9 protein-coding genes are annotated in these 10,220 nt (G+C 71.1%); 6 read left to right on the top strand and 3 right to left on the bottom strand.

Annotation, left to right across the window (positions count from 1 at the left end; genetic code table 11):
• The first annotated feature begins 95 nt into the window (after nucleotides 1-95).
• The 5 genes from purS to AB4Y78_RS03100 all read left to right on the top strand — a co-directional run bounded on the left by purS (nucleotide 96) and on the right by AB4Y78_RS03100 (nucleotide 4,743).
• Nucleotides 96-386, top strand: coding sequence for a phosphoribosylformylglycinamidine synthase subunit PurS (purS, locus tag AB4Y78_RS03120; protein ID WP_007926877.1), 291 nt, complete (start codon nucleotides 96-98; stop codon nucleotides 384-386).
• On the top strand, nucleotides 383-1,054 hold the full coding sequence (gene purQ, locus AB4Y78_RS03115) for a phosphoribosylformylglycinamidine synthase subunit PurQ (protein WP_007926879.1): 672 nt from the start codon (nucleotides 383-385) through the stop codon (nucleotides 1,052-1,054). Before purS ends, purQ begins: the two co-directional genes overlap by 4 nt.
• A complete protein-coding gene (gene purL, locus AB4Y78_RS03110; RefSeq protein ID WP_441714265.1) occupies nucleotides 1,051-3,324 on the top strand; it encodes a phosphoribosylformylglycinamidine synthase subunit PurL in 2,274 nt (757 codons plus the stop codon). Before purQ ends, purL begins: the two co-directional genes overlap by 4 nt.
• 139 nt (nucleotides 3,325-3,463) lie before the next feature.
• Entirely contained in the window at nucleotides 3,464-4,519 is a 1,056-nt protein-coding gene (locus AB4Y78_RS03105; RefSeq protein WP_441714266.1) for an iron-containing redox enzyme family protein, read from the top strand.
• Entirely contained in the window at nucleotides 4,516-4,743 is a 228-nt protein-coding gene (locus AB4Y78_RS03100; protein WP_441714268.1) for a CDGSH iron-sulfur domain-containing protein, read from the top strand. Before AB4Y78_RS03105 ends, AB4Y78_RS03100 begins: the two co-directional genes overlap by 4 nt.
• A 675-nt stretch (nucleotides 4,744-5,418) precedes the next feature.
• Here AB4Y78_RS03100 and AB4Y78_RS03095 read toward each other — a convergent pair.
• Nucleotides 5,419-6,093 (bottom strand): hypothetical protein, encoded by a 675-nt coding sequence (locus AB4Y78_RS03095; RefSeq protein ID WP_441736857.1) that lies wholly within the window; start codon nucleotides 6,091-6,093, stop codon nucleotides 5,419-5,421.
• 127 nt (nucleotides 6,094-6,220) lie between these two features.
• Here AB4Y78_RS03095 and AB4Y78_RS03090 point away from each other — a divergent pair, with 127 nt between their 5' ends.
• Nucleotides 6,221-6,889, top strand: a complete 669-nt coding sequence (locus tag AB4Y78_RS03090; protein WP_259910927.1) for an HAD family hydrolase — start codon at nucleotides 6,221-6,223, stop codon at nucleotides 6,887-6,889.
• A gap of 2 nt (nucleotides 6,890-6,891) precedes the next feature.
• Here the strand turns inward: AB4Y78_RS03090 and AB4Y78_RS03085 are convergent, their stop codons facing one another.
• Together AB4Y78_RS03085 and AB4Y78_RS03080 are read right to left on the bottom strand one after the other, a co-directional pair.
• The gene (locus tag AB4Y78_RS03085; protein WP_441714272.1) at nucleotides 6,892-7,707 is read right to left on the bottom strand and encodes a spermidine synthase; all 816 of its coding nucleotides are present in this window, start codon (nucleotides 7,705-7,707) and stop codon (nucleotides 6,892-6,894) included.
• 157 nt (nucleotides 7,708-7,864) lie between these two features.
• Nucleotides 7,865-10,168 (bottom strand): bifunctional metallophosphatase/5'-nucleotidase, encoded by a 2,304-nt coding sequence (locus AB4Y78_RS03080; RefSeq protein WP_441714274.1) that lies wholly within the window; start codon nucleotides 10,166-10,168, stop codon nucleotides 7,865-7,867.
• Between the last annotated feature and the right edge of the window lie 52 nt (nucleotides 10,169-10,220).

The following is a 10,220-nucleotide window of genomic DNA, read 5'->3' as shown; positions in this document are numbered from 1 at the left end:
CCCCATCCTGCCGGGGATAGCACCGCAGGGGAGCGAGGTGTCCGGGCCAACTAGACTCGCGGGCGGACCACCCCCTTCGCACCAGGAGACACCCTGTGGGACGCATCGTCGTCGACGTCATGCTCAAGCCCGAGATCCTCGACCCCCAGGGCCAGGCGGTCCGCGGGGCGTTGCCCCGGCTGGGGATCGACCAGTTCACCGACGTGCGGCAGGGCAAGCGCTTCGTGCTGTCCGTCGACGGCGACGTCACCGACGCGCACCTCGCGCAGGCCCGCGAGGCCGCCGAGACCCTCCTGTCCAACCCCGTCATCGAGGACGTCGTGAGCGTCCACGAGCTGACGAGCGACGAGCCGGAGCAGGCGCCGATCACCGGGGCCGGCGCGTGAAGATCGGCGTCATCACCTTCCCCGGCAGCCTCGACGACGCCGACGCCCGCCGCGCCGTCACGCTCTGCGGCGGCGAGGCCGTCGCCCTGTGGCACGGAGACGCGGACCTCCACGGCGTCGACGCGGTCGTCGTCCCCGGCGGATTTTCCTACGGCGACTACCTGCGCGCCGGCGCCATCGCCCGCTTCGCCCCGGTCATGACGGAGGTCATCACTGCGGCGAAGGGGGGCATGCCGGTCCTCGGGATCTGCAACGGCTTCCAGATCCTCACCGAGTCGCACCTGCTCCCCGGGTCGATGATCCAAAACGACCACCGCAAGTTCCTCTGCCGTGACCAGGTCCTGCGCGTCGAGAGCACGAGCACCGCGTGGACCTCCGGCTTCGAGGCCGGCCAGGAGATCAGCATCGTGCTGAAGAACCAGGACGGCCAGTTCGTCGCCGACGAGACCACCCTCGACCGGCTCGAAGGGGAGGGACAGGTCGCCTTCCGCTACGTCGGCGACAACCCCAACGGCTCCTCTCGCGGCATCGCCGGCATCACCAACGAGCGGGGCAACGTCGTCGGCCTCATGCCGCACCCCGAGCACGCCGTCGAGGAGGGCTTCGGCCCGAGCCTCGACGGTCGCACCTTCTTCACGTCCGTCCTCGAGCAGGTGGTGTCCGCGTGACCGTCAGCAACCTCGACACCGTCGCCGTCGCGCAGGGCAGCCCCGACACGGAGCAGCCGTGGGCCGAGCTCGGCCTCAAGGCCGACGAGTACGAGCGCATCCGCGAGATCCTCGACCGTCGCCCGACGAGCGCCGAGCTGGCGATGTACTCGGTCATGTGGTCCGAGCACTGCAGCTACAAGTCCTCCAAGGTCCACCTCAAGCGCTTCGGTGACCTGCCCTCCGAGACGCCCTTGGGCAAGACCCTCGCCGGTATCGGCGAAAACGCGGGTGTCATCGACATCGGCCAGGGCTGGGCGGTGACCTTCAAGGTCGAGTCGCACAACCACCCGAGCTATGTCGAGCCCTACCAGGGCGCGGCGACCGGCATCGGCGGCATCGTCCGCGACATCATGGCGATGGGCGCCCGCCCGATCGCGGTGATGGACCCCCTTCGCTTCGGTGCCATCGACCACCCCGACACCGCCCGCGTCCTGCCCGGCGTCGTCAAGGGCATCGGCGGCTACGGCAACTCCCTCGGTCTGCCCAACATCGGCGGCGAGATCGTCTTCGACGAGTGCTACCAGGGCAACCCGCTCGTCAACGCGCTGTGCGTCGGCTCGCTGCGCCACGAGGACCTCCACCTCGCCAATGCCTCCGGTACGGGCAACAAGATCGTGCTCTTCGGCGCCAAGACCGGCGGCGACGGCATCGGCGGCGTCTCGGTCCTGGCGTCCGAGACCTTCGAGGAGGGCGGCCCCGCCAAGCGGCCCGCCGTCCAGGTCGGTGACGCCTTCGCCGAAAAGGTCCTCATCGAGTGCTGCCTCGACCTCTACGCCGCGGGCGTCGTCGAGGGCATCCAGGACCTCGGCGGTGCCGGCCTGTCCTGCGCGACCTCCGAGCTGGCCTCCGCCGGCGACGGCGGCATGCAGATCGAGCTCGACAAGGTGCCGCTGCGCGACTCCACCCTCCGCGCCGAGGAGATCCTCATGTCGGAGTCGCAGGAGCGGATGATGGCCGTCGTCGCGCCCGACAAGCTCGACGCCTTCCTCGAGATCACCACCCGCTGGGACGTCGAGGCCGCCGTGCTCGGCGAGGTCACCGACGGTGACCGGCTCGTCATCACCTGGCACGGCGAGACGATCGTCGACGTGCCGCCGCGCTCCGTCGCCCACGACGGCCCGGTCTACGAGCGTCCGATCGCTCGCCCGGAGTGGCTCGACGCGGCGCAGGCTGACGCGAGCTCCTCCCTTCCCCGCCCGGCGGACCTCGGCGCCGACCTGCTCGCGCTGCTCGCCTCGCCCAACATCTGCGACAAGTCGTGGGTCACCGACCAGTACGACCGCTACGTCCTGGGCAACACCAAGCGAGCCATGCCGCACGACTCCGGCGTGGTGCGGGTCGACGAGGAGTCCGGTCTGGGCGTCGCGGTCTCGACGGACTGCAACGGCCGCTTCGGTCGGCTCGACCCCTACGCCGGCGCGCAGCTCGCGCTCGCCGAGTCCTACCGCAACGTCGCGACCTCCGGCGCCCTGCCGCTGGCCGTCACCGACTGCCTGAACTTCGGCTCGCCCGAGGACCCCGGCGTCATGTGGCAGTTCCAGCAGGCCATCGCCGGGCTCTTCGACGCCTGCCTCGAGCTCGGCATCCCGGTGACCGGCGGCAACGTCTCCTTCTACAACCAGACCGGCGAGACCGCCGTCCACCCGACGCCCGTCGTCGGTGTGCTCGGGGTCATCGACGATGTCGCGACGTCCGTCGGCTCCGGCTTCGCCGCGAAGGGGGAGATCGTCCTCCTGCTCGGCGAGACCCGCGACGAGCTCGACGGCGGCGAGTGGGCGCACGCGCTGCACGGCCACCTCGGCGGCACCCCGCCGCGCGTGGACCTCGCGGCCGAGAAGGCGCTCGCCTCCTTCTTCGTCGACGCCGTGCGACGCGGCCTGTTGGCCAGCTCGCACGACCTCTCCGACGGCGGTCTGGCTGTGGCCCTCGCCGAGTCGACGCTCACCGGTGGCACCGGCGCCTCGATCGACCTGGCCCCGGTCCTCGAGCGCGACGGCATCGACGCCTTCACCGCGCTGTACTCCGAGTCCACCGCCCGGGCGGTCGTCACGGTGCGCTCCGAGGCCGACCTGGCGGCCGTCGTCGGCATCGCCGAGGCCCACGGGGTCCCGCTGGCGCGCCTCGGCACGACCGACGGCGACCGGCTGCGGATCAAGGACGTGCTCGACCTGCCGGTCGAGGAGATGCGGGCCGCCCACACCGGGACGATGGCGCGCTACTTCGGCTGAGAGCCCCCGCGCACCTGCGCACAGGGTGGTCGCTGCGTGCTCGGTCCTCGTGAGTACGCATCGCCGGTGGCTCCAGCCGCGGACGGGCCCCTAGGATCAAGTGGATCCACCGTCCCCTCAAAGAGAGTGGTTGGTCAGCATGGCTTCCCTCGTCTCGCCGACCGCGCCGCGGTTGCCCCGTCAGCGGGGTCCGGTGTCGCAGTGGCTTGTGCAGCGGCTGGGGTGGTCCGAGGCGGCGAGCGCCACGCCACAGCCGTCGGAAGAGGTGGTCCGCGGGAGCGGGATCCTCTCGGACGACGACCGCCTGATGGCGCTGTGGGTGGCGCAGGGGCTGAGTTACCACGGCTTCGCGGGTGTGGACGCCAGGTGCGAGGTCGACCCCGACGTCGTGGCCTTGCGTCTGGCTCTCGAGGATGCTCTGGAGTCTGACCTGAGTCGGGTGGTTGCTCCCGTCGTGGCGCGGCACTTGACCTCAGCCACGGACGATCTGGTGAGGACGTTGTTCGACCTTCCGCGGGCGGAGTTCACCGAGGCGCCGTCCATCGCGAGTTTCGCGCGGCGGGAGATGAGTCATCAGCAGTGGCGCGAGATGTTGATCCTGAAGTCGGCATATCAGCTCAAGGAGGGCGACCCGCACACCTTCGCGATCCCGCGGTTGCCCGACGAGGCGAAGTTACCGCTGCTGGAGATCCAGTTCGACGAGTACGGCAACGGCCGGTTGAATGATCAACACTCGAGGATCTTCGCCGAGGCGATGCGGTCGGTGGAGCTGTCGGATCGGTACGGGGACTACTGCGACGCGTGGCCCTGCGAGGTGCTGGCCGCCAACACCGCGCTCGGGTGGTGGGCGTCGCGACGCGAATGGGTCGGGGCGGTGGCCGGTCATCTGGCTTTCATCGAGACCACGAGCTCCCTGCCCTGCCAGGAGTACGTCGCCGGGGCGCGGCGACTGAAGCTGCCAGAGCAGGCCCACCGCTACTTCGGTGAGCATGTCGAGGCAGATGCCGCTCATGAGCAGATCGCGATCCGGCAGATGTGCACGGCGGTGGCCGCCGCTGACCCCGCCGGCACGGAGAAGGTGCTCTACGGGTTCCTCAGCGGGCTGTATCTCGAGGGTCGAGTCGCTCAGGCCGCGGTGGGTGCCTGGCGTGACTCGCGCTCTGCGTTGCTCCAGCCGGCGGTGGGCGCGGCGTGACTGACGGGGTGGAGCTCACGCGTGCCGGCGACGTGCGAGCGGAGGACTGCGGCGCTCATGTGGACATCCTGCCCTGCCCGGGCGGGCCGGTCCTGGTGCGCGGGGCGCAGGAGATCGTCGACGCGCACGGCACCGCCCACGCGGTGAGCCGACCCGTCGTGGCGGTGTGCAGATGTGGGAACTCGGGCCGGTTGCCGTGGTGCGACGGGACGCACAAGGTGTGAGCTCGACCCGGAGATCAGACGGTCGGCGCGACGTGGGGCTGCACATGATCGATCCACTCGACGACGTGCGGGCCTTTGTCTCGGCCGCTCTGCTGACCCCCTGACCCTCGGGAGAGCGTGCAGGCGGTGACGCGCCGTCGGTGGGCTGTCGCCGTGACGTTGGTCATCGGGACCGGGACCAACGCGTGGGCACTGGACATCGAGCCCGGCGATCGCACGTTCTACGTGGCCACCGCGCTGCTGGGGACGGTGTGGTTGCTGGGCGCCTGGGTCTCTGGGCCCCTGCACGTGGGCAGAGCCTGAGAGCGCGACGGGCAGACCAGCAGAGGGATCGTGCAAGGACTGGTGCTCGGCGCCGCGCTCTTGGGGCTCTTCCTGCTCGGCGCGCTGCTCGTCGCACAGGTGGCGTGGCTGAGGGGCCCCTCGACCAGTTGCTCGATCACGCCGACCGTGGAGCGTTCGCGATCATCTTCGTCGTCCTCACTCTGACGGAGCGTCGAGGAGGCGGAACCGAGATGCTTCTCGAGAGCAGTCTGGCCGTGCGAGGGCTGCCAGCAGCCCTGGGCTCGAGCCTGGCGCAAACCATCTCGGGGCCTCCAGTGCGCAAGTTCTTGTCCTGCGTCGGTACCCCAGTCGACTGATCCAGCGTCCCGTCGACTCGTTGGCGGGCGGCGATCAGTCGAGTTCTGCGGCGTGGTGGGGGGACCCGGCCGGGGAACTGCGCTGCATGGCAGCCCTGATGTAGGCCGGGTTGCGTAGCCGGGCGACGACGTCGTACTGGCTGAGACCCGTGGGGAGTCCGTTGATCGGGTCGAAAGGGGTCGGAGGGCCTGCATCGGCGTGGAGGGTGAGCCTTCCGAAGGTGTGCCAGGTGCCCGCTGGACGCGCCCATGACAGATGCCACGTGGCGTTGTCGGCGGGCGCTGGCGACGCCCGGAGCAGCACAGCACCGGTCGGGGTACGCATGGGCAGCAAGGTGGAACACACGCCGTCCCTCCTGCGGGGGACGAGCGCATATCTGGTGAGGATGCCGCTCCCGGTACCGGCCAGGAGAAGGTCGCCACCGTCTTGGCCTTCGAGCCGTATGGCCAAACCCTCGATGTCCGGCAACGTGCCGGGCAAGCCGACTGCGCGGCTGTGGCGCACCACGCAGTCACGGGTTCCTCCGTCGAGCACCGGGACGCCGAGGGGGGCCAACCGCTGCGCCGTGACCTGCCAGGTCGCGCGACTGCTCTGCCCGCGCGGATGCAGCGGACGAGGCGCGCCTTGGCCGTAGACGCGGTTGATGATCAGCGACAGGCCGCGCCCGGCCAGGTCTGCGCTGCGAACGGCAGGACGCGCATGGAACATGACGAGAAGATATCCCGCTCATACGGCACAGCAGGGGAACGGACATGCCGAGCACCTCATCGCACCTCGCCGATATCGTGGGGTCATGGGTACAGTGGCAGACGTCGTCGAGAGCCGGTGACCGTCCATGCCTGACACGCCCTGGCTCGTCATCTTCGACTGCGACGGCGTGCTCGTCGACAGCGAGCGCCTCAACGTGCGCACCTGGACCGGCATGATGCGCGACGCCGGAGTCGACTTCACCGAGGCCGATGCCGTCGAGACCTTCGTCGGCAAGGCCTACAAGGACAACCGAGTCACTCTGACCGAGCTGACCGGGGCCGTGCCGGACCCCGAGTGGGAGCGCGCGTGGCGGGCTGAGTTCGCCCGCAGCCAGGAGGAGCTGGAGCCGGTCCCGGGTGCTGCCGAGGCGGTGGCGGCCATCCGCGAGATCGGCCTGCAGGTGTGTGTCGCCTCCGGCTCGCTCCGTGCGGCCATCGCCACGAAGCTCGCGCGCACCGGCCTCGACGGGCTCTTCCCGGAGTCCGCGCGCTTCAGCGCCGAGCAGGTCGAGCGCGGCAAGCCGGCTCCCGACGTCTTCCTCCTCGCCGCCGAGTCCATGGGCTACGCCCCCGACCGGTGCGTCGTCGTCGAGGACAGCCGCGCAGGCGTCGAGGCGGCCGTCGCCGCGGGCATGCCGGTCGTCGGCTACCACAGCGACATGACCCCGACTGGCTGGCTCGACGACGCTGCTGCGGTCATCAGCGACATGGTCGACCTGCCGTCGGTCGTCAGCCGTCTGGCCGGCGTGGGCTGAGGTCAGCGCACCCGCCAGCCCCCCGGGGCCGGCGCTGCGGGCGAAGGGCGTGCCGTCCCGTCCGTGAGCGCCCGCCCGGCCGCGGTCCGTCGGGCCAGCTCCGCCCCGGCGAGCACCCCGGAGGGGAAGGGCCAGCGCCCCACCTGCCGTCTGATCTCCTCGACGTCGAGCGGCCGGTGGGCAGCGACGACCACGACATTGCCGTAGCGGCGCCGCTTGATGACATCGCGCATGGCGACGAGCGCGAGCGACCCGTCGGGACCGAAGGCGGCCCGTACTCCCGCGACCACGTCGGCCAGGTGTCGCCAGCCGGGCTCGTCGGGGGAGTTCATGACGAGCACGCCGTCGGGCCGCAGGACCCGCGCCACCTGCTCGAAGAACTCGACGGTCTGCAGGTCGGCCGGAACCCGGCCCGCGTCGAAGGCGTCGACGACGAGGGCGTGGGCGGCGTCGTCCCGGAGCTCCTCGACCCCGGGACGCCCGAGCTGCGGACGCACCCGGATCCGGTGCCCGCGCGGCAGCGGCAGCTCGGCGCGCACCAGCGCGGTGAGCGCCTCGTCGGGCTCGATGACGATCTGCGGGGAGCCGGGCCGGGTCGCCTGCACCCAGCGCGGGAGGGTGAGGCCTGCGCCGCCGACGTGGGTCACCCCGATCGGGTCGGGGTCCGGGTGGACCGCGTCGAGCACGGCGGCGATGTGTTGCACGTACTCGAAGACGAGGTGCCCCGGGTCGTCGACGTCGACATGGCTCTGCGGGTGGCCGTCGCGCATGACGGTGACCCCGCCCTGCTCGTCGAGGACCAGCTCCACCTCCGCCATGGCCCCACCCTCCCACGCCGTCTCGCGTCCACGGTCCCTGAGGAGGCGCGCCAGCGCCGTCTCGCGTCCACGGTCCCTGAGGAGGCGCGCCAGCGCCGTCTCGAAGGGCACCGAAGGGGGCCACGACCAGCGGCCGTGACCCCCTTCGGGCTGTGCGTCAGTGGCGACGCGAGGCGGTGCGGCGGGCGTTCACGATCGCCAGCGCGATGCCGGCCAGGAGCGCCAGGCCGAGGCCCGAGCCGACGACGCCGGTGTCCATCGGGCCGCCCGGGCGGTCAGTCTCGACGACCGGGCCGGTGGCGTCGCCACCGTCGTCGGTCGACGTGGCCGTGCCCGTCGCGGTCGGCGTGCCGCTCGTGCTCGTCCCGGTGCCCGAGGTGCTCGAGCTCGTCGAGGTGCTCGACGTAGAACTCGACGTGGAACTCGACGTGGAGGTCGTCGTCGAGGTCGGCTCGTCGTCGGTCACGACCGTCACCGGCAGGGTCGCCTGGGAGTCGCTCGGCGCGGCGACGATGCGCAGCGTCGCCGCCCCCGCCTCCAGGCCGTCCGGCACGGTGAAGCTGACGTCGGCGCTGCCCTTGCGCGTCGGCGTGCCGTCGATCGACTCGGACGAGACCGGGAAGGTGCCGACCGACGTGTCGCCGACGAAGACCTCGACCTCCGTGTTGTCGGGGGCGCCCAGCGAGGTCAGGTCGACGTCGGAGACGGTGAAGGAGACCTCGTCACCCTCGGTCAGCTCGCTCGGCGCGTCGCTCACGGCGATGGCCTGCTTGCGGAAGTCCGGGTCGACGACGTCGCGGGCGGAGAAGTAGTTGACGAAGGCGTCGGTGTCGATGAGGCCGGTGTCCTTGCGGTCGGCCCCCTCGGCGAGCACCGAGAAGTTGTCGCCGCCGCCGATGAGGAAGGAACCGGACGCCACCGTGTAGGTGCCGGCCGAGTCGATCGGCTCGCCCTCGATGCTCACCGACGTGATCCGGCTGCCGGCAGCGGCGTCCGGGTCGTAGGTGTACGTGACGTTGTCGGAGAGGCCGAGCTTGAGGAAGGGCCGCGAGCTGCCCTCGGGCTGCCACTGCTGCTCGAGCAGGGTGGTGAACTGCTCGCCGGTGAGGTCGACCGTCATCAGCGTGTTGGCGAAGGGGTTGATCGCGGCGGCCTCGGCGTAGGTGACCTCGCCGGGCTCCTCGTCGCCGGTCGGCTCGTAGGTGAGCTCGTCGCGCAGGCCGCCGGGGTTCATGATGCCGATGTCGGCGCCGGGGCGCCCGGGCTGGTTGAGGGCGTCGAGCCAGATGTCGGCGGTGAGGTTGCCGAGCGTCGACTCGCGCAGCCGGTCGTCGCGGTTGCCGTCCTTGTGGGCGGTCGTGATGTCGTCGCTCACCTCGCCGATGACGACCTTGCCGAGCTCGTCGGCCTCCTCGACCGCGTCGTCGACGATGCCCGCGGCGGTCGTGTACGTCGGGTCGCCGGCGCACTCCTCGGTGGCCGGGGCGACGGGGACGTTGGTCGCCGAGTACTCGACGACCTCACCGGTCTCGGGGTCGATGCCCAGCTGCAGCTGGCCGAGGGTGTCGCCGTAGGAGTTGGACTGGATGATCGGCCGGGTGCCGTCGCCACCGGGCACGGGGGCGTCCCAGGCGTAGCGCTTGTGGGTGTGGCCGGTGAAGATCGCGTCGACCTCGGCCGTGGTGTCCTCGACGATCTTGGCGAAGGCGCCACCGGCGCCCACCTGGTCCTCGAGGGTGCTCAGGGCATCGCCTTCGGTGGCGCCCTCGTGGTACTCGGCGATGACCACGTCGGCCTCGCCGTTGGTCGCGTCGCCGTCCTTGAGCTGGGCCGCCACGCGGTTGACCGCGGCGACCGGGTCACCGAAGTCGAGGCCGGCGACCCCCTGCGGGGAGACGAGCGTCGGCGTCTGCTGGGTGACGGCGCCGACGACGCCGACCTTGATCCCCCCGACCTCGACGATCTCGTACTCCGACAGCGCCGGCGTCGTGGTGCCGCGCTCGTAGACGTTCGCGCCGAGCAGCTCGAAGTCCGCCGCCTGGTCGACCCGACCGGTGAGGTCGGAGAAGCCGCGGTCGAACTCGTGGTTGCCCACGGCGCTGGCGCGCAGGCCCAGGGCGTTGAGGAAGGCGATCGTCGGGTTGTCCTCCTGCGAGGCGGAGGTGAAGGGCGAGGCCCCGATGTTGTCGCCGGCGGACAGCAGCGCGGTGCTGTCCTCGCCGAGCTCGGCGCGGGTGGTGACGACGGTGCAGGCGAAGGCCTTGCCGCTCTTGCCGGTGCCGTCGGCGTCGATCCGACCGTGGAAGTCGTTGACGTTCAGCAGGTTGACGGTCGTGAGCGACGGGTCGATCGCTCCCGGCTCGACGGGGTCGGCGGCGTGCGCGGCACCGGACGTCGCGACGAGTGCGGCGACCGCACCCGCTCCGACGAGCAGGGACGCGCCCTTGTTCTTGAGGGTCATTCGGGGTTCCTCCCAGAGCACAACGGTGTGGCGGGGCCCGGCAAGGGGTGGG

Source organism: Janibacter sp. RAF52 (genome assembly GCF_052114035.1).
GTDB classification, from domain to species: domain Bacteria; phylum Actinomycetota; class Actinomycetes; order Actinomycetales; family Dermatophilaceae; genus Janibacter; species Janibacter hoylei.
The sequence above is the reverse complement of the archived record's forward strand: the minus strand, read 5'-3'. Positions and strand labels throughout refer to the sequence as shown.